This is a genomic window from Devosia sp., from assembly GCF_014860165.1.
Lineage (GTDB): Bacteria > Pseudomonadota > Alphaproteobacteria > Rhizobiales > Devosiaceae > Devosia.
Genome location: NZ_JACZKG010000009.1, coordinates 62,817 through 89,009, shown reverse-complemented (window position 1 = coordinate 89,009; position 26,193 = coordinate 62,817). Strand labels below are relative to the sequence as shown.

At 64.3% G+C, this 26,193-nt stretch carries 26 protein-coding genes and 1 riboswitch; of the genes, 19 read left to right on the top strand and 7 right to left on the bottom strand.

Features of this window, described 5'->3' with window-relative positions; all coding sequences use genetic code 11:
* Positions 1-35: 35 nt before the first annotated feature.
* Positions 36-1,517, bottom strand: coding sequence for an MDR family MFS transporter (locus IH615_RS02140; RefSeq protein WP_291359432.1), 1,482 nt, complete (start codon positions 1,515-1,517; stop codon positions 36-38).
* 448 nt (positions 1,518-1,965) lie between these two features.
* Between IH615_RS02140 and IH615_RS02135 the strand changes: the two genes are divergently transcribed.
* A complete protein-coding gene (locus IH615_RS02135) occupies positions 1,966-3,114 on the top strand; it encodes a PA0069 family radical SAM protein (RefSeq protein ID WP_291359430.1) in 1,149 nt (382 codons plus the stop codon).
* A 63-nt stretch (positions 3,115-3,177) separates the two neighbouring features.
* Here the strand turns inward: IH615_RS02135 and IH615_RS02130 are convergent, their stop codons facing one another.
* Positions 3,178-3,879 (bottom strand): HAD-IA family hydrolase, encoded by a 702-nt coding sequence (locus tag IH615_RS02130; protein WP_291359429.1) that lies wholly within the window; start codon positions 3,877-3,879, stop codon positions 3,178-3,180.
* 59 nt (positions 3,880-3,938) lie between these two features.
* Positions 3,939-4,541, bottom strand: a complete 603-nt coding sequence (locus IH615_RS02125) for a hypothetical protein (protein WP_291359427.1) — start codon at positions 4,539-4,541, stop codon at positions 3,939-3,941.
* Positions 4,542-4,641: 100 nt separating this feature from the next.
* Between IH615_RS02125 and IH615_RS02120 the strand changes: the two genes are divergently transcribed.
* The 3 genes from IH615_RS02120 to IH615_RS02110 all read left to right on the top strand — a co-directional run bounded on the left by IH615_RS02120 (position 4,642) and on the right by IH615_RS02110 (position 7,018).
* Positions 4,642-4,995, top strand: a complete 354-nt coding sequence (locus tag IH615_RS02120) for a DUF4180 domain-containing protein (protein WP_291359426.1) — start codon at positions 4,642-4,644, stop codon at positions 4,993-4,995.
* Positions 4,996-5,040: 45 nt separating this feature from the next.
* Positions 5,041-5,703, top strand: a complete 663-nt coding sequence (locus IH615_RS02115; protein ID WP_291359425.1) for a ribonuclease HII — start codon at positions 5,041-5,043, stop codon at positions 5,701-5,703.
* 181 nt (positions 5,704-5,884) lie between these two features.
* Complete coding sequence (locus IH615_RS02110) at positions 5,885-7,018, top strand: site-specific DNA-methyltransferase (RefSeq protein ID WP_291359424.1); 1,134 nt, start codon at positions 5,885-5,887, stop codon at positions 7,016-7,018.
* Between the two features lie 96 nt (positions 7,019-7,114).
* Here IH615_RS02110 and IH615_RS02105 read toward each other — a convergent pair whose 3' ends face one another.
* On the bottom strand, positions 7,115-7,576 hold the full coding sequence (locus IH615_RS02105) for a GyrI-like domain-containing protein (RefSeq protein WP_291359422.1): 462 nt from the start codon (positions 7,574-7,576) through the stop codon (positions 7,115-7,117).
* 138 nt (positions 7,577-7,714) lie between these two features.
* A complete protein-coding gene (locus IH615_RS02100) occupies positions 7,715-8,188 on the bottom strand; it encodes a VOC family protein (RefSeq protein WP_291359460.1) in 474 nt (157 codons plus the stop codon).
* A 236-nt stretch (positions 8,189-8,424) separates the two neighbouring features.
* Between IH615_RS02100 and IH615_RS02095 the strand changes: the two genes are divergently transcribed.
* Complete coding sequence (locus IH615_RS02095; RefSeq protein ID WP_291359421.1) at positions 8,425-9,594, top strand: GGDEF domain-containing protein; 1,170 nt, start codon at positions 8,425-8,427, stop codon at positions 9,592-9,594.
* 4 nt (positions 9,595-9,598) lie between these two features.
* On the opposite strand, the gene dapA is transcribed toward IH615_RS02095, so the two are convergent.
* Together dapA and mutY are read right to left on the bottom strand one after the other, a co-directional pair.
* Positions 9,599-10,498 (bottom strand): 4-hydroxy-tetrahydrodipicolinate synthase, encoded by a 900-nt coding sequence (dapA, locus tag IH615_RS02090; protein WP_291359420.1) that lies wholly within the window; start codon positions 10,496-10,498, stop codon positions 9,599-9,601.
* 199 nt (positions 10,499-10,697) lie between these two features.
* On the bottom strand, positions 10,698-11,753 hold the full coding sequence (gene mutY / locus IH615_RS02085) for an A/G-specific adenine glycosylase (protein WP_291359419.1): 1,056 nt from the start codon (positions 11,751-11,753) through the stop codon (positions 10,698-10,700).
* 213 nt (positions 11,754-11,966) lie between these two features.
* Between mutY and IH615_RS02080 the strand changes: the two genes are divergently transcribed.
* The 14 genes from IH615_RS02080 to gcvPB all read left to right on the top strand — a co-directional run bounded on the left by IH615_RS02080 (position 11,967) and on the right by gcvPB (position 26,079).
* Positions 11,967-12,476, top strand: a complete 510-nt coding sequence (locus IH615_RS02080; protein WP_291359418.1) for a DciA family protein — start codon at positions 11,967-11,969, stop codon at positions 12,474-12,476.
* 113 nt (positions 12,477-12,589) lie between these two features.
* Complete coding sequence (locus tag IH615_RS02075; RefSeq protein ID WP_291359417.1) at positions 12,590-13,369, top strand: thioredoxin domain-containing protein; 780 nt, start codon at positions 12,590-12,592, stop codon at positions 13,367-13,369.
* Positions 13,370-13,405: 36 nt separating this feature from the next.
* Complete coding sequence (locus IH615_RS02070) at positions 13,406-16,861, top strand: AAA family ATPase (RefSeq protein ID WP_291359416.1); 3,456 nt, start codon at positions 13,406-13,408, stop codon at positions 16,859-16,861.
* Positions 16,862-16,962: 101 nt separating this feature from the next.
* Complete coding sequence (locus IH615_RS02065) at positions 16,963-17,961, top strand: HWE histidine kinase domain-containing protein (protein ID WP_291359415.1); 999 nt, start codon at positions 16,963-16,965, stop codon at positions 17,959-17,961.
* 258 nt (positions 17,962-18,219) lie between these two features.
* On the top strand, positions 18,220-18,609 hold the full coding sequence (locus IH615_RS02060; RefSeq protein ID WP_291359414.1) for an AtpZ/AtpI family protein: 390 nt from the start codon (positions 18,220-18,222) through the stop codon (positions 18,607-18,609).
* A 21-nt stretch (positions 18,610-18,630) separates the two neighbouring features.
* Entirely contained in the window at positions 18,631-19,407 is a 777-nt protein-coding gene (locus IH615_RS02055) for a F0F1 ATP synthase subunit A (RefSeq protein ID WP_291359413.1), read from the top strand.
* Positions 19,408-19,473: 66 nt separating this feature from the next.
* Entirely contained in the window at positions 19,474-19,701 is a 228-nt protein-coding gene (locus tag IH615_RS02050) for a F0F1 ATP synthase subunit C (RefSeq protein ID WP_035087599.1), read from the top strand.
* Positions 19,702-19,799: 98 nt separating this feature from the next.
* Positions 19,800-20,429 (top strand): F0F1 ATP synthase subunit B, encoded by a 630-nt coding sequence (locus tag IH615_RS02045; protein WP_291359411.1) that lies wholly within the window; start codon positions 19,800-19,802, stop codon positions 20,427-20,429.
* 6 nt (positions 20,430-20,435) lie between these two features.
* Positions 20,436-20,921, top strand: coding sequence for an ATP F0F1 synthase subunit B (locus IH615_RS02040; RefSeq protein WP_291359410.1), 486 nt, complete (start codon positions 20,436-20,438; stop codon positions 20,919-20,921).
* Positions 20,922-21,046: 125 nt separating this feature from the next.
* The gene (locus IH615_RS02035; RefSeq protein WP_291359409.1) at positions 21,047-21,289 is read left to right on the top strand and encodes a hypothetical protein; all 243 of its coding nucleotides are present in this window, start codon (positions 21,047-21,049) and stop codon (positions 21,287-21,289) included.
* 97 nt (positions 21,290-21,386) lie between these two features.
* Positions 21,387-21,474: riboswitch (glycine riboswitch) on the top strand.
* Positions 21,475-21,629: 155 nt separating this feature from the next.
* Positions 21,630-22,799, top strand: coding sequence for a glycine cleavage system aminomethyltransferase GcvT (gene gcvT, locus IH615_RS02030; RefSeq protein ID WP_291359408.1), 1,170 nt, complete (start codon positions 21,630-21,632; stop codon positions 22,797-22,799).
* 11 nt (positions 22,800-22,810) lie between these two features.
* Entirely contained in the window at positions 22,811-23,176 is a 366-nt protein-coding gene (gcvH, locus tag IH615_RS02025; RefSeq protein ID WP_291359407.1) for a glycine cleavage system protein GcvH, read from the top strand.
* A 9-nt stretch (positions 23,177-23,185) separates the two neighbouring features.
* On the top strand, positions 23,186-24,529 hold the full coding sequence (gene gcvPA, locus IH615_RS02020; RefSeq protein WP_291359406.1) for an aminomethyl-transferring glycine dehydrogenase subunit GcvPA: 1,344 nt from the start codon (positions 23,186-23,188) through the stop codon (positions 24,527-24,529).
* Positions 24,526-26,079, top strand: coding sequence for an aminomethyl-transferring glycine dehydrogenase subunit GcvPB (gene gcvPB / locus IH615_RS02015; RefSeq protein WP_291359405.1), 1,554 nt, complete (start codon positions 24,526-24,528; stop codon positions 26,077-26,079). The genes gcvPA and gcvPB overlap by 4 nt, the downstream gene beginning before the upstream one ends.
* Positions 26,080-26,193 lie beyond the last annotated feature (114 nt).

Genomic DNA, 26,193 nt, shown 5'->3' with positions numbered 1-26,193 from the left:
AGAAAAACGGCGCCCCGCAGGGCGCCGTTTGTTGCTTAGTGGCCGTGGCTCATGCCGGGCGCTGCTTCGGGCTTGCGCACGAAGAAGGCGGTGACGATGGCAAAGAGCGAAATCACCGCGCCGATCAGGAAGGCCAGCTGAATGCCACCGGCCAGGGCACTGACCGACTCGACACCCTCGGCCTCCAGGCCCGCCGTCCGGATGGTCATCAGGGCGACGAACAGGGCGATGCCGGCGGCGCCTGCCACCTGCTGCACCGAGCCGAGAATGGCACTGCCATGGGAGTACATTTCCATGCGCACCGAACCCAAGGCGGCGGTAAACAGCGGCGTGAAGACCAGGGCCAGGCCGATACTGATGACGACATGGCCGGCCAGAATTGCCCAAACCGACGTGTTTTGATCCACCCGCGTCAGGGCCCACAGCACCACCGACACCAGAATAGTTCCGGGCACCAGCAGCTTGGTCGGCCCGATACGGTCATAGAGGCGGCCAACCGAGGGGGCCAGCAGGCCCATCAACAGGCCGCCGGGCAGCAGCAGCAGGCCGGTCTGCAGCGTATCGAGACCCAGCACGTTCTGGGTATAGATGGGCAGCAGGATGACCGTACCGAACAGGGCCATCATGGCGATGGCCATGGTCAGCACCGAAACGGTGTAGTTGCGCGACAGGAAGGTGCGCAGGTCCAGCAGCGCCTTGTCCTGCCGTGACAGCACGATCTGGCGCCAGATGAACACCGCCATGGCTACCACGCCCACCACCAGCGGCAGCCAGATCGGGAAGGATGCGCCGGCATGCTCGCCTTCGCCCAGGCTGGAGAGGCCATAGACGAGACCGCCAAAGCCCAGGGCCGACAGGATCACCGAGACGATGTCGAGGGGGGCGTAGCGGGGCGTCGTGACATTCTGCATCTTGCGGCTACCGACCGCCAGGGCCGCGATGGCGATGGGCAGCATGAGGATGAACATCCAGCGCCAATCCAGATTGGCCAGGATGAAACCGCCGATGGTGGGGCCAATGGCCGGCGCTACCGAGATGACGATGGAGATATTGCCCATGGTCTTGCCGCGCGACTCAGGCGGCACCAGGGTCATCACCGTCGTCATCAGCAGCGGCATCATGATCGCGGTACCGACCGCCTGGATGACGCGGCCAAAAATCAGCAGTTCGATTCCTGGCGAGGCGGCACAGATCAGCGTACCGGCGGTGAAGATCGACATGGCCAGCATGAAGACGGGGCGGGTGTTCAGGCGCTGCAGCAGAAAGCCGGTAATCGGAATGACAATGGCCATGGTGAGCAGGAAGGCCGCGGTCAACCATTGCGCTACATTGGGCAGCACCCCCAGGCTGTCCATAAGGGCCGGGATGGCCACGCTCATCATCGTCTCATTGAGAAAGACGACAAAGGTGGACCCCAGCAGCAAGGCGATGACCAGCCGATTACGGGCTGCGTCCGTCTGGCTGACCTGGGGCGTGCCGACCATTTCTGCGTCGAATGTCGTTGCGTCGGTACTCATGATTTTCCCTCAAACGTTTTGAATTGCGCTGTCACCGAGACGACGGGCGGCGTCGGATGATTTCGACGCCACCCTGGCAAGATTCTGCGACAAGGCATGTCAGCAGCGGCTTGGTTAAGTGTCAGCTTTAGTAATGCGGACCCTGTTGCGGGTCAATACTGAATTATTCGCTTAAGCAATTTTCGGCCTTAATACGGCCGCCTAAGCGGTCGGCCTGTTTAGGCCCGTCAGTGCCGGGCGTCCATCCGTGAAAACGCAAATCCGGGTTGCGAAATCGCGTTTCGACCTCTTCAACGGGAGGCGAGACATTCCCATATGTGTCCCGGCGACATGCGCCGCGCGTTCTCCTCCACCGGGTTCGTTCTTGTTTTGTTCTGTCTGAGCTGCTACATCTTCAGACGTTCCGTGGTCACGATTCGACCCCGGTGCGCCCGGCAGGAGATGTCCCATGGCCCTCTATCAGGCCCCGTCTTTCGAAGCATTGGAAAAGCTCAGCCGCAGCCGCGACGCCGATCTGGCGCGGCGCGAACTGCTTGATCCCGACCGCATCCGCGGGCGCGGGGCGCAGTCCAACCATACCGGTCGCTTCGAGAAACAGACGCGCGAAGGGTTCGACGACGGCTGGGACAATGTCGAGCCGCTATCGATCTTCCAGACGGTGGAGCATATCGAACGCGCCAAGACCATCATCACGACCAATGACAGCCCCGATATCGGCTTCGAGCGTTCGATCAACGCCTATCGCGGCTGCGAGCACGGCTGCTCATACTGTTTTGCCCGGCCGACCCACGCCTTTCTTGGCCACTCGGCCGGCATCGAGTTCGAGCGCGACATCTATGTCAAGGTGAACGCAGTCGAAGCTTTGCGCGCCGAGATCGGCGCCAAGGGCTACAAGGTCAAGCCGATCGCCATGGGCACCAATACCGACCCGTACCAGCCCGCCGAGCGCAAGCACAAGCTGACGCGCGGCATTCTGGAAGTGATGCTCGAAACGCGCCATCCGGTGATGATCACCACCAAGTCGGCGCTGATCATCCGCGACCTCGATATTCTCACGGAACTGGCCAAGCTCGGGCTAGTCAAGGTCGCCCTGTCGATGACCTCGATGGATCACAAGCTCAGCCGCAAGATGGAGCCGCGCGCCTCTTCCCCGGCTCGGCGGCTCGAGGCCATCAGGCTGCTCAGCGAAGCGGGCGTGCCCACGGCTGTCTTCGCTTCGCCGATGATCCCGGCCATCAACGACATGGAGCTCGAGCGCATCCTTGACGCCGCGGCGGCACAGGGGGCCAGCAGCGCCGCCATGATCCTGCTGCGCCTGCCGGGCGAAGTGCGCGACGTGTTCCGCGAGTGGTTGCTGCGGCATTTTCCCGACCGAGTGCGCCATGTGCTGGCGCTGGTGCGCGACACGCGTGGCGGCAAGGATTATGACTCGCGCTGGGGCACCCGCATGACCGGTGAAGGCCCATATGCCACCCTATTGCGCCAGCGCTTCGACAAGGCGCGCGAGCGCTATGGGCTGGACACCAAGCTGCCGGGGCTCCGCAACGACCTGTTCGTGGCGCCGCGGCTGGAAGAGCGGCAGATGAGCTTGTTTTAGAACGCGGAAACTTCGGCTCTTGCACCCTGTCCCGTCGCGGGAGAAGGCAATGGGGCCACAACCTCAGCGCGCATCCTCTAGGGGTGCGGTGGAAACCTCGACCCGCCCGCGGATGAATTCAAGCAGGTCCGACTCATCATAGCCAGCCGCAGACATCACCGCCCCGGCCGCCACCAAATCCTCATGGGCCAGCGATGTCCTGATCCCTATGGTGGCAATCCCTGCCGCAGTGGCTGAGGCGATGCCGGTGCGCGAATCTTCGAAGGCGACCGAGACATCGGCGCGCGCACCGAGCAGGCGCAGGCCTTCGAGATAGGGCAGCGGATGTGGCTTGCCGTGCGGCAGGTCTGCGCCGATCACCACCGTCTTGAAGCGATGCCGGATGCCCAGGCCATCGAGGATGAGGTCAGCATTGGCGCGCGGCGCATTGGTCACCGCAGCCATGGGCAGGCCGGCGGCATCGGCCAGATCAAGCAGGGCAAACAGGCCGGGCACCGCATGGATCGCGGTGCGTGCCAGTTCGCGGAACATGGCTTCCTTGCCATCGAGCACCGCCATGCCGTCCGCCGTCGACAGGTGCGGCACGAAGCGCGCCGCGATGGCCACATTGGCCAGCCCCTGCAGCTCGCGCGAAAAGCGCGCCTTGTCGAATACGTGGCCATAGGGCGCGAAAGTGCGGTTGAACGCCTCCAGGTGCAGTGGATCGGTGTCGGCCAGGGTGCCATCGATATCGAAGAGCAGCGCGGCGCCGGGAACGGGCTTCATGAGGTATCCGGGGTGAGAGCGGCGCGAAGTCACATCAAAAGCAGTGGCGCGTCAACCGACTAGTACTGCGCCACCCGGCGCGCATAGGTCGACATGAAGTCGATGGAGGCCGTCACGCCGCGCAGTGACAACCAGACGTCCTTGCTGGCCTCCGTGCCGCCGGTCAGCGGCACTGACATGAGCAGCGAATTGCGCTCCTTCATCCGCTGCAGCAGCGCTGCCTTGCGCTGGGGATCGACGACGAAGAACTGGTTGACCGTATTGTAGCGGGTCTCGAGATCGGTCGAGAAATCGAAGGTCTCGGGCGCCTCGCCGCCAAAGGCCAGGACCAGAGGCCGACTGGCATCGGCCTCGACGCCGTCGGCGGCGACGGTGATGGCTACGTCGAGTTCGCCGTTGAGCCGATTGCGGAAGATGGTGAGCTTGTAGGCCGGCAGATTGGCGCTGTTCAGTTCCTGGCTGCCAGTGCTGGCGAAACAGGAAAAGCCGTAGTAATCGCTGGCGTCCTCATTGATCACGTCAGGACAGGCGGCGAGCCAATCGCGGTGATATTCCCGCCATTCGCCGAAAGGATGGTGAAAGGGTGCTGCCGCTGCCGGCAGGGATGCCGCGACGAGAGTTATGACGAGAGTTATAAAGACGCTGCCAATTCTGGCGATCATCGAGGATGCTTTCCGCTGCTGCCCCCAGCAGGCTCGTATATAGCAGGCCCGCACCGACATTACAGTCATGTGGTCGATCGATTTGGAAAAGGAGAACGCGATGACGATCACGACGCATAACGGGATGGCGCTGCTCGAACTCGATGCCGCCGGACCGCTGCTGGCCACCGAGCAGGATGCCGTCGATCTGATCGGGGAAACCTATGGCACCGATGCCGATATCATCGTGGTGCCGCTGGCCCGGCTCGATCCGCAGTTCCTCGAACTGCGCAGCGGCATTGCCGGCGTCTTTTTCCAGAAGTTGCAGAACTACCAGAAGCGCCTCGTGGTGCTCGGCGACATCGCCGCGGAAGTCGCGGCCAGCAAGTCACTGCATGATTTCGTCCACGAGACCAACCGGATCGGCAATCACCTCTTCGTCCCTGACCGTGAGACCCTACTGGCGCGGCTGTGATCTTGATAGCGTTGACTTGCCCGGCGCGAGGACGATGCTGGCGGCATGCTGTTCGATTCGCCCATCCAGACCGAGCCCGACTATAGTCACGAGCGCCAGCTGCTGGCGCGTGGGGCACGTGTCGTCGCTGGGGTGGACGAGGCCGGGCGCGGCCCGCTGGCGGGTCCCGTCGTGGTTTCGGCCGTGGTGCTCGATGCGCGCGCCATCCCGCCCGGGCTCAACGATTCCAAGAAGCTGACCGAGGAGCAGCGGGAGCTGCTGTTCGGCCAGGTCATGGCCACCGCCCTCGCCGTGTCGGTGGTGGTCGCCCCGCCCTCGATCATTCTCAGCCGCAATATCCGCGGCGCAACCCTTTGGGGCATGGCCCAGGCGGCCAGCAGCCTCAGCCTCCGGCCGGACCGGGTATTGATCGATGGCCGCGACGTACCGATGGGACTGCCCTGCGAAGGGCTGGCGCTGATCGGCGGCGACGGTCGCAGCGTCTCGATCGCCGCCGCGTCCATCGTCGCCAAGGTCACGCGAGACCGCATGTGTCGCATCATGGATTGCGACGCGCCGCATTTCGGCTTTGCCGGCCACAAGGGCTATTCGACGCCCCAGCATATGCGGGCGCTGGTGGAACACGGTCCCTGCCGGCACCATCGCGAGGAATTCGCGCCAGTGGCGGAGGCCTGGGAGCGGGTGCGGGGCCTGGTGCAGGTGGCCTGAAGGCGGAAGCTTCAATCCGCGCCTGCCCTTCCCATCCACGCGGTGGTTTGAAGAGTCCGGCGCAGCTGCACGACTGCTCTGAACCACCCCCCCTCTTAACCTCCCGCTAACCCCTTGCGAACGCTCCATTAACTCTGGCGCGCTATAACCGTCTCGTTAGTACTGCGTTAGGGTTAAGTGTATGTTGCGTACCGCGCGTACGGCCGTTCAGGCCGCTGCGGAGGAGGCACCGCGCCTCCCGATCGATACCATCCTTGTGGGCGATTGCATCGACCACATGAATGCCCTGCCGGCCGGCTCGGTTGATCTCATTTTTGCGGACCCGCCTTATAACCTGCAGCTTGATCAGGGCCTGACCCGGCCCGATCAGAGCAAGGTTGATGCGGTCGATGACGATTGGGACAAGTTCGACAGCTTTGCCCATTACGACGCCTTTACCCGCGCCTGGCTCAAGGCGGCGCGGCGCGTGCTCAAGCCTGACGGGGCCTTGTGGGTCATTGGCAGCTACCACAACATTTTCCGCGTCGGGACGGCGCTCCAGGATCTCGATTTCTGGATGCTGAACGACATCGTGTGGCGCAAGGCCAATCCGATGCCCAACTTCCGCGGCACCCGTTTCACCAATGCGCATGAGACCCTGATCTGGGCCGCCAAGAGCCAGAAGAGCCGCGTCACCTTCAATTACGAGGCGATGAAGCTGGCCAATGACGACACGCAGATGCGCAGCGACTGGCTGTTTCCGATCTGCACCGGCGCCGAACGCCTAAAGGACGAGGCCGACGACAAGGTACATCCGACCCAAAAGCCGGAAGCTCTGCTGTTCCGCATCCTCAACGCGACCACCAAGCCCGGCGACGTGGTGCTCGACCCCTTTTTCGGCACCGGCACGACCGGCGCCGTGGCGCGCAAGCTGGGTCGCCATTTCATCGGCATCGAGCGGGAACAGACCTATATCAACGCGGCGCTCAAGCGCATTGCCGGCATCCGGCCCGGCGTGTTCGAGGCGCTGCAATCGGTGACGCCCAAGCGCAAGGAAACCCGGATCCCCTTCGGTTCGCTGATCGAGCAGGGACTTATTGATCCGGGCACGCAACTCTTCGACTTAACGAAACGTTACTTTGCCATGGTTCGTGCAGACGGCTCGCTGGTCTCCGGTTCCCATCAGGGCTCCATCCACAAGGTGGGCGCCTTGGTTCAAGGCGCCGAAGCATGCAACGGCTGGACCTTCTGGCACCACGAACAGAACGGGCAGGTTAGCCCGATAGACGACCTTCGCACGGGCATCCGTGCAAAACTTGATTTGCTTTCTGCCTGATCCTGACCTCCAATCTCGTCTCAGGCTCAACTAATGGCCGCTGGTTTGCCCCAGCGGCCTTTTTGTTTGCCCGGGCCGCGCCCACAACTGCTTGCCTTACGCCACCGGCCAGATGACCTCTGTCTTGATCTTCTGCGGAGGGGTATCGGGCGGGCTGTAATAGGCTTCCCACATATCCTCGGCAGCGGTCAGCCCGCGGGCCTTTATCGCTTCGGTCATGGCATTATAGGTCGTCACCACCGTGTCGTAGGGCCCCATATGGACCGCCTTCATATTGCGGCCAGAGGGTGTTTCCCCGATTTCGAGGCCCGCCGCGCGCAGTTTCTCGGCTTCGTCCGGGCGCGCCGGATAGCCGAGCTGGAAGGTCGTGCTCTTTTCGTCATAGGCGACGTAGTGGCACATCGGCGGTCCCGCCATCCTGGCCTTGACCTGGCTGAACGCAGCGTCCAGCTGCCCGAAGCCCTGCCCCATGGCCTGGGCGATGTCGGCCATGGGCGTGCTGATGGTGATGTAGGCGAAGGGGTCGGGCTTGAGGGTAACGACCGGAAATTCGGGCATGGGGCGCTCCTGGGCTGGTGCACCCATTCTGCGTCCGAAAGGCGAGCCGCAAATTGATCCAGATCATTTTGGGCCCGCCCCCCGTCGCGCCCGTGCGCCAAAAATGCAGGCGATTGGCGGCTCGCGGCGCAAAGCCGGTCAGCCCCGCCGGGCGGCCTCGATGGCTGCGATGTCGATCTTGTTCATGGTCATCATCGCCTCGAAGGCGCGCTTTGCTTCGGCGCCGCCGGCCACCATCGCCTCGCTCAGGGCGCGCGGCGTGATCTGCCAGGACACGCCCCACTTGTCCTTGCACCAGCCGCAGGCACTCTCTCGCCCGCCATTGCCGACGATGGCGTTCCAGTAGCGGTCGGTCTCCTCCTGATCGTCGGTGGCGACCTGGAACGAAAACGCTTCGCTCTGCCTGAATTCGGGTCCGCCATTCAGGCCCAAGCAGGGAATGCCGAGGACGGTGAATTCAACTGTCAGCACGTCGCCCTGTTTGCCCGAGGGATTATCGCCGGGCGCCGTCCTGACGGCGTCGACCGTGCTATCGGGAAAAGTCGCCGCATAGAAACGGGCAGCGGCCTCAGCGTCCTTGTCGTACCATATGCAGATCGTGTTCTTGGCGATTGCCATTGCAGGTCCTTTCGTCTTCGCAGAGAGGTTAACGGCGCCCACACCGAGGTCAAATGCGCTCGTGTGGCCGGACGTTCCGATGCAGGTGCCTCAAGCAAGAACCTGCCGCCCCCGCCTCATACCTGCTTAACGATACTCCACGCCCCACCCCGCCTTCCAGGCGCGCGGAAGTGCGGTGTTAACCCGCGCCCGTCCAGCATGGTGCAGCTTCACGCGCGAGGAACGCCGCCGTGACCACATTGGTCGGCCTCAACATCGTCATTGCCAGCATGCTGGGCCTGCTGGCGCTGCTCTGTGCGGTCGCCAGCCTGGCTTTGCGACGCAATGTGCCGCTGGCCTGGCTGGCCGGCGCATTGTCTGTCGGTACCGTGCAGACGCTGTTCCTGACCTTCGCGCCCGGCACGGTTCTCGAATTCATCTCCGCCATGGCGCTGGCGCCATTCGGTTTCTGGCTGGCGAACAATACCATTCATGCGCTGAAGGACGAGAAGCGCTGGCGGCGCGCGTTTCTGACCGGCTTTGTCGGATTGTGCGCGGGCGCGGTAGCTTTGCTGGTGCTGGGAGCGCCCTTCTTCTACCAGGTCCTGTTCGTGCAGCTCGCCTGTACCCTGGCCATGCTCGATGCAGCATTGCGGATCGTGAGCCGGATGAAGTGGTGGCGCGTGCTCGATGTCTTACTGCTGCTTGCCGTCGGCACCCTGACGCTGGTGAGGCTGGCGAGGCTGCCGCTGCTGGTCTGGTATTTCGGCTTCGACGTCGACTTTGCCTCGTTCAACGGCTCCGCTCTCGAGCTGGGTTTGCTGGCGCTGGAAAGCCTCGTCACCCTGGGAATCATCACCCTGGTGATCTCATCGATCATTGCCGACACCATTGCCACGTTCCAGCAGCAGTCCGAGCGCGACGGCCTCACAGGCCTGCTCAATCGCCGCGCCGTCGATGCGATGGCATCTCAGCCCGGCCCGGCGGGCGGAGCAGTCATTTTCTGCGATATCGATCACTTCAAGCAGGTCAATGACCGCTATGGCCACCAGGCCGGGGACGCAGTGATCCAGGCCTTTGCCGCGATCATCGAGCGCACGGGCCATCACGCCGCGCGCATCGGCGGCGAGGAGTTTGCCCTGTTGCTGCCGGGTGCCGGTGCCGCGCAGGCACAGGGCCTAGCGGAAATGATCCGCGTCCGTTTCAATGACATGATCCACCACGCGCTCGCAGCCGATGCGCGGCTGAGCGCCAGCTTCGGAATCGCAGAATACGCGGCCAACGAAACGCCGGCCGGCGCCTTTGTGCGCGCCGACGCAGCACTCTATCGGGCCAAGGAGGCGGGCCGGAACCGCGTTGAGACCTGCCCGGAAGCGGAGCGGCCGGCCCGCCCGGCCACCAGGCGGATGCAGTCCGTCTGAGCCGTTAGGCAGCCGGATCGGCCATTGCCCGTTCGATCCTCTCCGCCAATCCGGCGCTCACCGGCACCATTGGCAGCCGCATTTCCGGGCTGTCGATCAGGCCCGACCGCCACAGCCAGTGCTTGATGGCAGCAGGGCTGGGCTCGGCGAACAGCAGGCGGGGGATATCAGCGAGACGCTGCCAGTCGGCGAGTGCGCCCTGCTGGTCATTGGCCAGCATCTTGCTGCGTACAGCGGCGAAAGCCGCAGTGTGGACGTGGGCGGAGGTGAGGATGGCGCCGTCGGCGCCTTGGGTCAGCGCCGAATAATAGAATGGGTCCTCGCCGGTCAGCACGACGAAATCGTCCGGCTTCTGGCGCACCAGGTCGAACGACTGCGACGGATCGGCGCAGCAATCCTTGACGCCGACAATGTTGGCGCGCTCGGCCAGGCGCAGCATGGTCTCGTTGCCCAGATTGACGCCTGTCCGGTAGGGGATGTTGTAGATGAGGATCGGCTTGTCGGTGCTGTCGGCCAGTGCCGAGAAATGCAGGAACAGGCCCTGCTGCGATGGCCGTGTGTAATAGGGACAGGCGATCAGGTAGCCGTCCATGCCCCATGCCGCCGTCCGCATCATCGTCTTGATCAGCTTGCGCGTGTCGCTGCCCGACAGGCCGAGATAGACCGGCATGGCCCTGCCCGTTTCGGCAAGTGCGGCCCGCGTTACCGCCACCAGCCGCTCGGCCTCATCGTCGTCCAGCGCCATGCCCTCGCCGGTGGTGGCGCCGAGGATAAGGCCGTCTATCGCCCCGGCGGCATAATGGGTGACGAGCCGGCGCAGCGACACCTCGTCGAGAGTGCCATCGCGGAATGGGGTGATGAGGGGCAGCCACAGGCCATGCAGGGCTGAGGGGTTGATTTCCATGAGTCGTCTCCTTTGGGCCGGAGACGGGGCGCGCACGCGAAATAATTCCCGTCGAAACCGGCGGGGTCAATCTGATCCGAGTGCTTGCTAAATCCTGCGCGCGACGACCATCAGCCCCTATGCGGGGGCTTTTTTCGAGCTGTTGAGCTTGGCGCTGCGAGTGGTCATGCCGCCAAATTCGGGCACGGATAGCGGCTTGTCAACCGGCTTGATCCAACCCGGCAGCCGCCAGCACCTTGCGGAACAGGGTGGGCAGTGCCTCGCCGGCCAGCGAGGTCTTTGCTGCCCACCAGCCGGCATCAAGGCTCGCAGCATCGACCACCGCCGACCACACTTCCAGTTCCAGCCGGAAATGGGTGAAGACATGCACCACCTGGCCGCGGTGGCGCCAGTCGCCAGTGGCCGGATAGTTGGCGTTGGCCAGCTCGGCCGACCAGGCCGATCCTGGCACTTCGGTCATGCCGCCGAGCAGGCCTTTGGCCGGGCGGCTCTGGAGATAAACGTCGCCATCGGCGTCGAGCATCACATAGGCGTGGCCCTTGCGCACCGGGCGCTCCACCTTGGTGGGTTTGAGCGGATAGGTGGTGGGATCGCCTGCCTTGGTGGCGAGGCATCCGGGCTGGATCGGGCAGAGCATGCAGAGCGCCGCGCGTGGCGCGCAGATCGTCGCGCCCAAATCCATCATCGCCTGCGCGAAGTCCCCCGCCCTTGATGGGACTGAAGCCTGCAGGGCCGCGCGCAGCTCGTCCTTGGCCTCGCGCACCGGCACCGCCAGCGCATGGTAGCGCGCCAGCACCCGGTCGAGGTTGCCATCGAGCACGGCCACAGGTTCGTCAAAGCAGATCGCTGCTATGGCGGCGCTAGTATAGGCGCCCACCCCCGGCAGGGTCTGCAGGCCTGAGGACGTCTGCGGAAAGACGCCGCCATGCTGCTCGACGACGGCCTGGGCGCAGGCATGGAGGTTACGGGCTCGGGCATAATAACCCAGCCCGGCCCATTCCTTGAGCACGCTGTCGAGCGGCGCGGCAGCGAGATCGTGGACGGTCGGCCACAGGCTGGTGAAGCGCAGGAAGTAGTTTTTGACCGCCGCCACCGTGGTCTGCTGCAGCATCACCTCGCTCAACCAGACGCGATAGGGATCGGGCCTGATGCCACGCGCCCGGTTGGCGGGCGAGACGCGCCAGGGCAGGTCGCGCGCATGGCGGTCGTACCAGGCGAGCACGGCCGGAGCGTCGATGGGAGCGGGAACAAGCATGGCAAGGAGATAGCGTCGCCTCGGCGCGCCGGGCAAGCGCCATGCACCACCTTGGCAATCAACACTTGCGTCATTCCCGCGAAGGCGGGAATCCACACTTTCGCCGGCGCCGGGCCACGAATGGATTCCCGCCTTCGCGGGAATGACGCCGTTGATTGGGCCTGGGGCTCAAGGCGCCTTGCTTGCCGGCAGCCCGAGCGCTACTCCACTCCCATGGCCAAGGACGATCTTCCCGAACCGAAACGCCGCAACCGGACGATTGTTATCGCCGATGTGCTCAGTGGCGCGCTCGATCCGGTACTCAAGAAGCGCGGCTTTGCCAGTCGGGACATCATCACGCATTGGGCGGTGATGGCACCCAAGCCCTATGACGAGGTCGCCATTCCCGACAAGCTGACCTGGCCGCGCGGCGAGCGCAGCGCCGAGGGGGCGACCCTGCTGCTGCGCTGCGTACCCGGCCATGCGCTGGCCATCGCTCATGAGGGGCCCAAGATAGCGGCCGCCATCAATCGCTATTTCGGTTTCGTGCTGGTCGGGGCTGTCAGGTTGTCGGCAGAGCCGTTCACCCCCGGTTCAGGGCAAAAGGCGCAAAACCCCGATCAACCGAGCCAGAGCGTTATCGCAAAGGTCGGGGCCCAGGTGGCCGAAGTGGCAGATGATGATCTGAGGGAAGCGTTGCGGACATTGGGTCACGCGCTATCCAGCAGATCGGGGCGAAAGTAGCCTGCCATGCGACAATGTAACGGGACCGTTCACGTCGGGTTGATGATCTTGCCCACTTGCCCACACATTTGCCCCGTGTAGTGTCGCGCACATCAAAAACAGGAGCGTTAGAAGTGAAATTCACCCGCCGTGACACCCTTATCCTGGCCGCTGCCGCATCGGCTCTGAGCCTCTGCGGGGTCGCGACCGCCAGCGCTGCCGAAGGCGACGTGATCGATGTGGCCAAGCTGATGGCTCCGGCAGGTGGCGTCGCGGATCATGTGCAGGGCAGCGAAACCGCGCCCGTCACGGTCATCGAATATGCCTCGCCGACCTGCCCGCATTGCGCGACTTTCTCCAATGATGTGCTGCCCGCTTTCATCGAAGCCTATGTCGATACCGGCAAGGTGAAGCTGATTACGCGCCCCTTTGTGCGCAACGTGCTTGACGCCGCCGTGTTCATGCTGGCCGAGGCTTCTGGCCCGACCAACTATCACAACGTGGTCTCGACCTATTTCAAGACCCAGAATACCTGGGCCACGTCGCAGACGCCGCGTGACGCCATCCTCGAAATCGCCAAGCAGCTGGGCTTTACCCAGGAAACTTTCGACGCTGCATTGACGAATCAGGAGCTGTTCACCGGGATGGAAGCCTTGCGCGAGCAGGCGCTCAGTGAATTTGGTCTTTCAGGCACCCCGACATTCTATGTCAATGGCAAGACGCTTACCGGTGACAAGACACTCGAGCAGCTCGCCGCTGAGATCGATCCGCTCATCCCTGCCGATTTCGTTGCCACGACGCCGGCCGCAGCTGCTCCTGCTGCCACCGACGCAATGGCACCCGCAGCGGACGCAATGGCTCCGGCGGCCGATGCCATGGCACCGGCTGAGCCGGCTGCAACTCCTGCGCAATAACCCGACCTCCGGCAGCGCTGCCCTGGTGGCGCTGCCATGAAGTTCTCCCGCCTCAGGCTGCATGGCTTCAAGTCCTTCTCCGACGAGACCACGCTGGTCATGGAGCCGGGGCTGACGGGCATTGTCGGGCCCAATGGGTGTGGCAAGTCGAATCTGGTTGAGGCGATGCGCTGGGTGATGGGCGAAAGCTCGTACAAGGCCATGCGCGCCTCGGGCATGGACGATGTGATCTTCTCCGGCTCCGGCAATCGCCCGGCCCGCAATTCGGCCGAAGTCACGCTCATCCTCGACAATTCCGATCGCACGGCACCTGCCGCGCTCAACCATGCCGATATTCTCGAAGTCACCCGCCGCATCGAGCGCGAGGCGGGTTCGGTCTATCGCGTCAATGGCAAGGAAGTGCGCGCCCGCGACGTGCAATTGCTGTTTGCCGATGCCTCGACGGGCGCCCATTCGCCGGCCATGGTGCGGCAGGGGCAGATCGGCGAGCTGATTGCCGCCAAGCCGACCGCCCGCCGGGCGCTGCTCGAAGAGGCCGCCGGCATTTCAGGGCTGCATTCCCGCCGCCACGAGGCCGAGTTGCGCCTGCGCGCCGCCGAGGCCAATCTCGAACGGGTCGATGACATCATCGCCCAGGTCGAGACCCAGCTCGAAACCCTCAAGCGCCAGGCTCGCCTCGCCACCCGCTATCGGTCGCTGTCGGGCGACATCCGCCGCGCCGAGGCGACTCTCTTCCATATTCGTTGGGTCGCGGCGCGCTTCGCCGAGAAGGAAACCGAGGCGCATCAGGCCGTGCTGATCCGCGAACTGGCCGATGCCACCCATCTGGAACTGCAGGCGCAGAAGAAGCTCGAAGCGGCCGACGCGGCCCTGCAGCCCCTGCGGGATCGCGAGGCGGTGACCGGCGCGGTCTTGCAGCGCTACACGATCCTCTCCGAACAGCTTGCGGAGGAAGCGCGCCGCGCCAGCCAGCGCCGGGCGGAACTGGAGGATCGCATCCGCCAGCTTGCCGCCGATGGCGTGCGCGAGCGGGAATTGGTCAGCGAAGCGGAAGCCACGCTCGCCGCCTATGCCGAGGAAACGGCACAGCTGGCCGCGGAAGGCGAGGCGGCACAGGCCGATTTCGACCGCGCCCGCGCGGAGGCCGAAACGGCGCGCCTTGCGGTGACAGAGGCGGAAGGCGAGGCCCGCGCCGCCGCCGATGTGCTAGCACAGGTTCGCGCCCGCCGCGCCCAGGCGACGCGGTCGGCGCAGGACGCCGCCATGCGCATCCAGCGGCTGACCCACCAGGTCGCCGAAGTCGAGCGGGAGGCGCAAACCGTCGCCGCCAGCCTCGACGCCGACGAGACCCTTGCCCTCAAGCGCGCCGCGCTGGTCGCGGCCCAGGCCCGCACGGCGGAAGCCGAGCAACATGCCGCCATCGCGGATGAGGCCACGGCCGCCGCGCAAGGCAAGCTCGATGCCGCCCGTCCGCGCCTCGCCGAAATCGAGGCCGCGCTCAATCGCCTGGAAGCCGAGGCAGCCACGCTGGGCAAGATGCTCAATGTCGGCGCCAGCCTGTGGCCGGCCATCGTTGACCAGCTCAAGGTTGCCCCCGGCTATGAGACCGCCCTTGGCGCGGCGCTGGGCGACGATCTCGAAGCCAGTTCCGATGCTGGCGCGCCGATGCATTGGTCAGTTCCGGTCGACCATTCCGACGATGCCGCCCTGCCCCAGGGCGCCGAGCCGCTCAGCCGCTATGTCACCGGCAGCCCCCTGCTCAAGCGCCGGCTCGACCAGATCGGCCTCATCGACGCCGCCGATGGCCCGGGGCTGATGCATGCGCTCAAGCCCGGCCAGCGCCTGGTCACCTCGGATGGCGCCCTGTGGCGCTGGGACGGATTCGTGTCCGCAGCCGATGCACCCAGCCCTGCGGCGCAGCGCCTCGCGCAACGCAACCGCCTTGCCGAGCTCGACGAGGAAATCGCCCGCGCCAAGGGCGAGCGCAATGGATGGAAGCGCGACGTGGACGCACTGGCCGCGGCGCTCGACACGGCCCGTCAGGACGAGCGCAGCAAGCGCGAGGCCTGGCGCGCGGCGCAGCACGCCATCGGCGCCGCCCAATCCGAGGTCGACAAGGCGCAGCGCGCCATCGGTGATCTCACCACCCGCCAGTCGGCGCTCGAAGAGGCCCGCGTTCGTCTCGCTTCCAGCCTCAGCGAGGCCGAGGCGATCAGGGCCGATGCGGAGCGGGCGCTGGTCGAGGCCGGCAGCGAAGACGAGGCTGCCGGGCTCGCCGAAGCCCGCCAGTCGGTTCTCACCGCGGCGCGCGATCGGGCCGATCAGGCCCGGCTCAAGCTCGGCAGCTTCGAGACGGCGGCGCGCATGCGCGAAAGTCGCCTCGGCCAGCTCGAACGCGATGCGCAGAGCTGGCAGCGCCGCCGCGATGGTGCCCTGGCGCAGCTCTCGACGCTGGACCAGCGCAGCGCAGAAGTCAGCGCCCAGCTCGCCAGCGTCACCGAGACGCCTGACGGTTTCACGGCCCGCCGTGCCCAGCTCGACGACCAGATCGAGGTCGCACGGACCGAGCACCAGGCGGCCGGCGACAATCTCAACGTGGCCCAATCGGGCTATCGCGAGGCCGACAAGGCGCTGAAGGCCGCCAGCGATATCTTGGCCAATGCGCGAATCGAGCTGACCCGCATCGAGGAGCGCATCAAGGGCTTCATCGCCCAGCGCCAGCAGATCGAGCGCCAGATCGAGGAAACGCTGGATATTCCGGCGAGCAAGACGCTCGAGGCCTCCGGTATCAGGGCCGAGGAGCCCCTGCCCTCCGAGGCCGCTACCGAACAGCGGGTCGACCGGCTCAAGGCCGAGCGCGAGCGGCTGGGCGGGGTAAACCTGTCGGCCGAGAAGGAAGCCGTGGAGGTCCAGGAAAAGCTCGATCTCATGGTCAAGGACAAGAATGACCTGATCGAGGCCATCGCCAAGCTGCGCCAGGGGATTCAGTCGCTCAATCGCGAGGGCCGGGCCCGGCTCAATGAGGCCTTCGTCAAGGTCAACGCGCATTTCCAGGAGCTGTTCACCACACTTTTCGGCGGCGGCACGGCCGAACTGAGCTTTGTCGAAAGCGACGATCCGCTCGAAGCGGGCCTCGAAATCATCGCCCGGCCGCCCGGCAAGAAGCCGCAGACCATGACGCTGCTCTCAGGCGGCGAACAGGCGCTCACCGCCATGAGCCTGATCTTTGCAGTGTTCCTGACCAATCCGGCGCCGATCTGTGTGCTCGACGAAGTCGATGCCCCGCTCGACGACGCCAATGTCGAGCGCTTCTGCAACCTGCTCGATTCCATGCGCCAGCGCACCAATACGCGGTTCATGGTCATCACCCACAACCCCATCACCATGAGCCGGGTGGATCGCCTGTTCGGCGTCACCATGGCTGAGCGCGGCGTGAGCCAGCTGGTATCGGTGGACCTGACGACGGCAGAAAGCTTCCGCGAGGCGAGCTAGTTCGCCAGCTGCGGCCGACCCGCTTCACATTGATGGCCCTTTGGCGCCGGTTGGCTGGCGCAAGCCGTTGCTTTCTGCCAAAGCATAGTGACGGAGACACTATGCCGCTCAAAGACGACAGCCATCCCCTGTGGGAACCCAAGCGCCTCCAGCGAGCACTTCACGCGGCCGGCGTCGCCTTGTGGTCATGGAACGTGGAAACCGATCTGCTCATCATGGACGAACAGGGCTTTGAGCTCTGGGGGCTGGAGCATTCCGCCAAGGTGACGTTCGAAGACCTTTCGTCTCGCATCCATCCGGCCGATCGTGAACGGGTGCGGGCTGCCTTCACGGCGACGCGGGCTATCGTCGGGTCGTACGAGATCGACTTCAGGATATTGCTCGGCGAGACGATAAGGTGGATCTCGGCGCGCGGCCTGGGGAATGACGAGGGTTTGGAAAGGGGCTGGATATCGGGCGTCTTCCTCGATGTCACCGGACGCAAACAGGCCGAAGAGGGCCACGAACTGCTCGCTGGCGAAATGAGCCACCGCGTCAAGAACCTGCTGGCCATCGCCGCCGGCCTCACCACCCTGACGTCACGTTCCGCCGCCACGGTCGCCGATATGGCTCATGAGCTGACACAGCGGCTGATGGCCCTGGATCGGGCGCATGACCTTGTCCGCCCGCTGCCCGGCAATCAGGGGCACGCCGCGCTGCTCGGCGACCTGATCGCAGTGCTCCTGGCGCCTTATGACGATACGGGAGCCTTTAGCGGCCGTATCCGGGTCGCTGTGCCCCGAATGGGTATCGGCGAAAAGTCGGCAACCACCCTGGCGCTGGTCATACACGAGCTGGCCACGAACTCCCTGAAATATGGAGCGCTGTCCACGGAGTCGGGCATGCTCGACATCTCGGGCATCTCCAGCGAAGAGGACGTCGTGATCACCTGGACTGAGCGCGGCGGCCCTTCTGTGGCGCCCCCAGCCGACGAAGGCTATGGCAGCAAGTTGCTCAGCCGCAGCGTCGCCGGCCAGTTGGGAGGCTCGATCAAGACCGATTGGTCCGAAGAGGGCATCATCGTCACCCTGACCATGGCGCCGCGCAGGTTATCGACCTGACGCGAAGGCTCATGGCCGCCGACATAGGCCTGAACATGCCTTTGCGCGACAGAATCCCCGCATGCTCGCACCGACTTCGCCACGATCGCTTGTGGACAGCATGCCGCACCCCTGCGACAAGCTGATTTCCCTTTAAATAACAAATACTTACAGTCGGTAAGGTTGTCTTGACACTCTCAGACCCCGCCACTATGTTGCGCGCGACTAAAAGGGCGCCCCGGAAACTCCGGGAAAAAGCCGGCCGAGGGGAGCGAGCGGATGGCAAAACCGCAAGATACCGAAGGTCAGCCGGACAGCGCCAAAGGGGTGACGCGCGATCTTGCATCGCGCATCGCCTCGGCCAAGCGGGAACGCGATATCGAGGACAACAGAGCCTCGGCTGACGCTTCCCCGGAGATGAGCGGTATGGCGCGCGGCATGCGCATCGGTACCGAGTTCATCGCTGCGATCCTGGTGGGGGCCGTGATCGGCTATCTCATCGATCTTGGCCTGGGAACCAGCCCTTGGGGCTTGCTCATCATGCTGATGGTGGGCTTCGCCGCTGGAATACTCAATGTCACCCGCGTGGTGGCGCAAATGAATGCCGCTTCGCCTCCCCCGCCGGGGTCCGATCTGGGACCTGACGTGGAAGACGAGACAGACAAATGATGACGCTTAGAGGGCTCTATCTTGGCCGGTACTGATCCGATCCACCAATTCGTCATCCAGGACATCTTCAAGCTGTTCACCCTTGGCGGCGACGGCACCGAAGGGTCGGGTACCACATTCGCCTTCACCAATTCCTCGCTGTTCATGGTCGCCACCGTCGCGATCATCTCGCTCTATCTGATCCTGTCGACCGGCTCGAAGAGCGTGATCCCCGGCCGCGCGCAGCTTGTATCCGAGCTGATGTACGAGTTCGTGGCCAATATGGTGCGAAGTGCCGCCGGCAGCGCGGGCATGAAGTTCTTCCCGCTGGTGTTCAGCCTCTTCACCTTCATCTTCGTGGCCAACATGCTGGGCATGGTGCCGTATTTCTTCACGGTCACCAGCCACATCATCGTCACCTTCGCGCTGTCGATGCTGGTCTTCCTGACCGTGGTGATCTACGGCTTCGTCAAGAACGGCCCGAAATTCCTCAAGCTGTTCGTGCCCTCGGGCGTGCCTGGCTACATCCTTCCCATCGTGGCGCCGATCGAGTTCATCTCGTTTATGAGCCGCCCGATCTCGCTCTCCGTGCGTCTGTTCGGCAATATCCTGGCCGGCCACATCACGCTCAAAGTCTTCACCGGCTTCATCGTCACCATGAGCAGCCTGGGTTTCCTCGGCATTCTTGGTTCGGCGCTGCCGCTGATCATGGCCATTGCGCTCACTGGCCTCGAATTTCTCGTCGGTGCCGTTCAGGCTTACGTCTTCGCCGTCCTGACCTGCATGTATCTCAACGACGCGATCCACCCGTCTCACTAATCTACCAGTCACGGCGGGACGTTCCGCCAGAACCCCCGCTTAAAAGTCGCTTGAAAGGACTAAAAAATGGAAGCTGAAGCCGCAAAGTTCATCGGTGCCGGTATTGCTTGTTTCGGTATGGCCGGCGCCGCCATTGGCGTGGCCAACATCTTCGGCAACTTCCTGTCGGGCGCCCTGCGCAACCCGTCGGCTGCTCCGAGCCAGTTCTCGAACCTGATCTTCGGCTTCGCCGTGACCGAAGCTCTGGGCATCTTCTCGTTCCTGGTTGCCCTGATCCTGCTGTTCGTCGCCTAATAGCGGCAACGCACACGATTTTCCGCAGCCGGGCTCGTCTCGGCTGCGTGCATTCTCCGGCTTACGCCGGCTGACCGGATTTAACGGGACCTCACCTGATGGTAACGCAAGCCTACGCCCAAGAAGCGGCTGCACCGGCCGAAGAGCACGTCGAGGCGCCAGCCACCGACGCTGTTCATGCCGATCCGACCGCCGATACCCACGCCACGACCGAGGCCCATGCGGGCGAGGATCATGGCTCAGGCGTGTTCCCGCCCTTCGATCCGGCGACATTCCCGTCGCAGCTCTTGTGGCTCGCCATCACGTTTGGCGCCCTCTATCTGCTGATGAGCCGCGTGGCCCTGCCCCGCATCGGCGGCATCCTCGCCAACCGCAAGGCCATCATCGATGCCGATCTTGCGGCAGCCGATGCCTCGCGCCAGAAGACCGACGCCGCCATCGCCGCCTATGAGGCTGCGCTGGCCGCCGCCAAGTCCAAGGCCCAGGGCATTGCCAATGAAAGCCGCGAGGCAATCCAGGCAGATCTCGCTGCCAAGCGCAGCGCCGTCGAGGCCGATCTCACCGCCAAGGTAACGGCGGCCGAGGCCCGCATTTCGGCGACCAAGGCGGAAGCCTTGACCCATGTCGACGAGATCGCCACCGAGACGGCGCAGACCGTCGTGACCCAACTCGTGGGCGACGTTTCGGCTGACAGCGTTCGCGCTGCGGTCGCCAAGGCCAAGGAGTAAGCCGCCATGGAATGGATGGATAACAGCTTCTACGCCACCGTCGCGCTCGTCATCTTCGTGGCGATGACGCTCTATTTCGGCATCCCCAAGATTGTCGGCAAGATGCTCGACGGCCAGATCAAGAAGATCGCCGACGACCTGGCCGAAGCCAAGAAGCTGCGCGAGGAAGCCGCTGCCCTGCTCGTCGAATATGAGCAGAAGCGCGTTGCCGCCGAAGCCGAGGCCGAAGGCATCATCGCCGCCGCCAAGGAAGAAGCCACCCGCCTGACTGCCGAAGCCCAGGTTTCGCTCAACGACCTCGTCACCCGCCGCACCAAGGCGGTGGAAGACAAGATCGCCCAGGCCGAGGCCCAGGCCGTCGCCGAGGTGCGCGCCCGCTCGGCCGATGTCGCCATCGAGGCGGCTCGCCTGGTGCTGACCGACGAAATGAACCGCAAGGGCGGCGCCGTCGTCGACAAGGCCATTGCCGACGTGGGCAACCGCCTGAACTGAGGTTCGAGGTAGCCAGAATTTCCAGGGCGGGCAGTTGTGTCCGCCCTTTTCGTTTGCGTTAAGCCCAATTTGCGACAGACGGGCCTGCAAGTTGAACGTTGTCGTAGAGCTTTTCGGGGTAGCAGATGCTCACCAATATTATTGACCACCGCAGCCGGCCGTATCGGTGGGCCGCAATCAGCGCAATAATAGAAGCCACGTCCCATGACAATTCAGTGGCAGACGCCGATCAGGCGATGCCTGGCGAGAATGATGTCGTGTACGACGAAATGGCGGAAGGCACTGTCGCCGAGGCTATCGCTTGGGCCAGCGAGTTTCCGGGTATGACCACGCTCTATCTCTATGATGCGGGCCAAGGCATCGCTTGAGCGGCGGAGCTGATTCCAACCGACCAGTAGACTACGGGGGTCTTTGGGGGAGAGTTCCAAACCCCGATTGACGCCCCCCAGATTCTCCACCATGGTGCCCCCGACTGCGGGAGAGACTGGATTTCTCCAGCGCCGAAGGAGCAACCGCCCCGGAAACTCTCAGGCAAACGGACCGCAGTCGGTCAACAACTCTGGAAAGCGGACCGGGTCACCGGTCCCACCGAAGGAGCAACCAGCGCTCAGCTGGGAAATCTCTCAGGTGTCGAGGACAGAGGGGGCACGGATTTCGCCGCAGGGCGAAGCTAGTCGTGCCGCCTTGTTCATTTTCCGGGATGTGTTGATGGCCGAAACCTCAGCCGATAACCTCAAGACCACACCGCTCTATGAGCGCCACGTCGCCGCGAATGGCCGCATGGTGCCGTTTGGCGGTTATAGCCTGCCGGTGCAATATCCCACCGGCATCATGAGCGAACACAAATGGACGCGCGAGCAGGCCGGCCTGTTCGATGTGAGCCATATGGGCCCGAGCTTCCTGACGCTCAACAATCCAAGCGGCGATGCCGAAGCCGACCATGCCGCCGTGGCCGCACTGGTCGAGCCGCTGATCTGCGGCGATATTGCCGGCCTCAAGCCGGGCAACATCCGCTACACGCTGCTGCTCAATGACAGGGGCGGCGCCATTGACGACCTGATGGTCGGCCGCTCGCCACTCTTTGGCGGGGCGCTCTATATCGTCGTCAATGCCGGCACCAAGGAAGGCGACTTCGCCCTCATTGAGGCAGCCGCTGGCGACAAGGCCAGGCTGATGCGGGCCGACGCCGACAATGCCCTGCTGGCGCTGCAGGGACCCGAGGCCGTCAATGTTATCGCCCAGATTGCACCGGACGCAGTCGAGCTGAGCTTCATGCAATATGCCCCGTTCGAATGGGGCGGTGAGCGACTGATCATCTCGCGCGCCGGCTATACCGGCGAGGACGGCTTCGAGATCCTTGTCTCCGCCGCCAATGCGCCAAAGCTATGGGATGCGCTGCTGGCCGATCCGCGCGTCAAGCCGATCGGTCTTGGCGCCCGCGACAGCCTGCGGCTCGAGGCCGGGCTGCCGCTCTATGGCCATGACCTCAACGAGACCATTTCCCCCACCGAGGCGGATCTGGGCTTTGCCGTGTCCAAGCGCCGACGCGAGGCCGCTGACTTTCCCGGCGCCGCGCGCATTCTCGCCGAGCGCGAGGGCAAGCTGAGCCGCATCCGCGTCGGCCTGATCGTTGAGGGCGCTCCAGCGCGCGAAGGCGCCGAGATCCTCGACGCCTCCGGCGCGGCTATTGGCGTGGTCACCAGCGGGGGCTTCGCGCCGTCCCTGGGCAAGGCCATTGCGCTCGGCTTCGTGCCGCCTGCGCATGCCGCGCAGGGCACAAGACTCCAGGTGTCGGTCCGTGGCCGCGCCCAACCGGCCGAGGTGGTCCCTACCCCCTTCGTGCCCCATCGTTATTTCCGCAAGCTCAAAGCCAGTTGAGAGGCCCCGCCATGACCACCAAGTTCACCCCTGACCATGAATATATCCGCGTCGAGGGTTCGACCGGCATTGTCGGCATCACGCCCTATGCGCAGGAAGCGCTGGGCGACATCGTCTTTGTGGAGCTGCCCAGCGTGGGCAAGGTGCTCAAGAAGGGCGACGAGGCCGCCGTCGTGGAATCGGTCAAGGCCGCCTCGGAAATCTACGCGCCGGTGTCCGGCACGGTGACCGAGGTCAACGACGCCCTTACCGGCAATCCCGGCCTGATCAATTCCGATCCGGAGGCTGCTGGCTGGATCTACAAGATCGCCATTGCCGATGCCGGCGAGATCGACAGCCTGCTCGATTCCGACGCCTATGCCGAGCTGACCCTTTAAGAGTATCCCATGCGCTACCTCCCCCATTCCGACCACGAGCGCGCCGAAATGCTCGGCGTTATCGGCGCGACCGATATCGATGCCCTGTTCAGCGCCGTGCCCAAGAGCGCGCTGAAAACCTTCGATCTCGGCCTGCCCGCCCACAGCCCGGAGTTTCTCGTCGAAGCGCATATGAAGGCGCTGGCGGCAAAGAACCATGCGGGCGCCGATGGCCCGTTCTTCGTCGGCGCGGGCGCCTATCGCCACCATGTGCCGGCAACGGTGGACCACCTGATCCAACGCTCGGAATGGCTCACGGCCTATACGCCCTACCAGCCGGAGATCTCGCAGGGCACCCTGCAGATGCTGTTCGAGTTCCAGACCCAGGTGGCCAAGCTCACCGGCATGGATGTGGCGAACGCCTCGCTCTATGACGGCTCGACCGGCACGGCCGAAGCGGTGCTGATGGCGCGGCGCCTGACGCGCCGCAACAAGGTCGTGCTTTCGGGGGGCCTGCATCCGCATTACCGCGACGTGGTCCGCGCCTATCTCAAGGACGATGCCGATCTTGAATGCCTCTCGGCCTCGCCGGAAGGCCAGGGCGACATTCTCGACCATATCGACGAGCAGACCGCCGCCATCGTCGTGCAGACGCCGGACTTCTACGGTCACCTGCGCAACATCAAGACCGCCGCCGACGCCGCCCATGCCAAGGGCGCGCTGCTGATCGTGGTCATCACTGAAGTCGTGTCGCTCGGCCTGCTCGAAGCGCCCGGCGCGCTCGGCGCCGATATCGTGGTGGCGGAAGGCCAGTCGATCGGCAATGCGCTGAACTTTGGCGGGCCCTATCTGGGCCTCATGGCGACACGGAAAGAGTTCATCCGCCAGATGCCCGGGCGCCTCTGCGGCGAAACAGTCGATGCCGAGGGCCAGCGCGGCTTCGTGCTGACGCTGTCGACCCGCGAGCAGCATATCCGCCGCGAGAAGGCGACGAGCAATATCTGCACCAATTCGGGGCTCTGTGCGCTGGCCTTCTCGATCCACATGGGCCTGCTCGGCGAAGCCGGCTTCACCCGCCTCGCCCGCCTCAACCATGCCAATGCCTGCAAGCTGGCCGATGCGCTGGCTGCTGTTAATGGCGTTGAGGTGCTCAACAGCACCTTCTTCAACGAAATGACCATTCGCACCAGCCTGCCTGCCGCAGCGCTGATTGAGCGGCTGGCGCAGCGCGGCATCCTTGCCGGCGTACCGGTCAGCCGGCTGGAGCCAACCGACGCCAGTATCGCCAACCTGATCGTGCTGGCCGCCACCGAACTCACCACCGATGCCGATATCGCTGCGCTCTGCGCCGCTCTTTCGGAGGAACTGAAATGAGCATGAACAATCAGGGCCGCCCTACCGGTACCGGGAGCATCGGCTCCGGCTTCACCTCGACCTCCGGCTCCGCCCTCCTGCCCAATGAGCCGCTGCTATTCGAAATCGGCGATACCGAGCATTCCGGTGTCGACCTGCCCGACGTCGAGATTTCGACCAGCCGACTGGGCGGTTTCGAGCGCAAGATGCCGCTTGATCTGGCTGGCCTCACCGAGCCCGAGGCGATGCGCCACTATGTGCGCCTCAGCCGCCTCAACCACTCGATCGACAGCGGCATGTATCCGCTGGGCTCGTGCACGATGAAGCACAATCCGCGGCTCAACGAGAAGATGGCCCGCCTGCCCGGTTTCTCAGACATCCACCCCCTGCAGCCGGTCTCGACTGTGCAGGGCGCGCTGGAAATGATGAACCAGCTTTCGCACTGGCTGATGACCCTGACCAATACAGCTGCTGTGGCGCTGACGCCCAAGGCCGGCGCCCATGGCGAGCTGCTGGGCATGATGGCCATCAAGGCGGCGCAGGACGCTGCCGGACAGAGCCATCGCAGGATCGTGCTGGTGCCAGAAAGTGCGCATGGCACGAACCCCGCCACCGCGGCGTTCCTGGGCTATTCGGTGAAGCCGATTCCGGCGCGTGACGATGGGACGGTGGACGTGCAGGCGGTCAAGAATGCGCTGTCACCCGACGTGGCGGCCATCATGCTGACCAATCCCAATACCTGCGGGCTGTTCGAGCCCCAGGTGATCGAGATTGCCGAGGCCGTGCATGCGGCCGGGGCGTTCTTCTACTGTGATGGCGCCAATTTCAACGCCATCATGGGTGTTGTCCGTCCGGGCGACCTGGGCATCGACGCCATGCATATTAACCTGCACAAGACCTTCTCGACGCCGCATGGCGGCGGCGGTCCGGGCGCGGGTCCCGTGGTGCTGTCCGCGGCGCTGGCGCCCTTCGCCCCGGTGCCGTTTGTCCGCAAGGGCAGCAATGGCCTCGACCTGGTCGAGCATGCCGAAGGCGGCGCGCTGGGCCGCATCACCGCCTTCCAGGGCCAGATGGGCATGTATGTGAGGGCACTGACCTACATGCTCAGCCATGGCGGCGATGGCCTGGCGCAGGCGGCGCAGGATGCGGTGCTCAATGCCAACTATATCAAGGCGCGCCTGCAGCACGTGTTCTCGGTGCCGTTCGGCGACTATCCGACCATGCATGAGGCGCTGTTCGACGACAGTTTCCTCGCCGGCACCGGCGTCACCACGCTCGATTTTGCCAAGGCGCTGATCGACGAGGGCTTCCACCCCATGACCATGTATTTCCCGCTGGTCGTGCATGGCGCCATGCTGATCGAGCCGACCGAGAGCGAGAGCAAGCAGACGCTGGACCATTTCTGCGATGTGATGGAAGAGCTCGCCCTCGACGCCAAGGCCGGCAACAAGGAACGGTTCACCTCAGCCCCGCTCAAGGCGCCGCGCCGCCGGCTGGATGAGACAAGGGCAGCGCGCTCACCGATCCTCAAGTGGGAACGGCCGGACGAGGCGCTGAAGGCGGCGGAGTAGTCGTCATACCGCCTCACAAGCACTGAGCGGCACCGACTGCGATTGCAGCGCGCTAAGGAAAGAAAGCCCGCGGAGTTATCCGCGGGCCCTTGAACTCAGCGATACTGTGCCAAC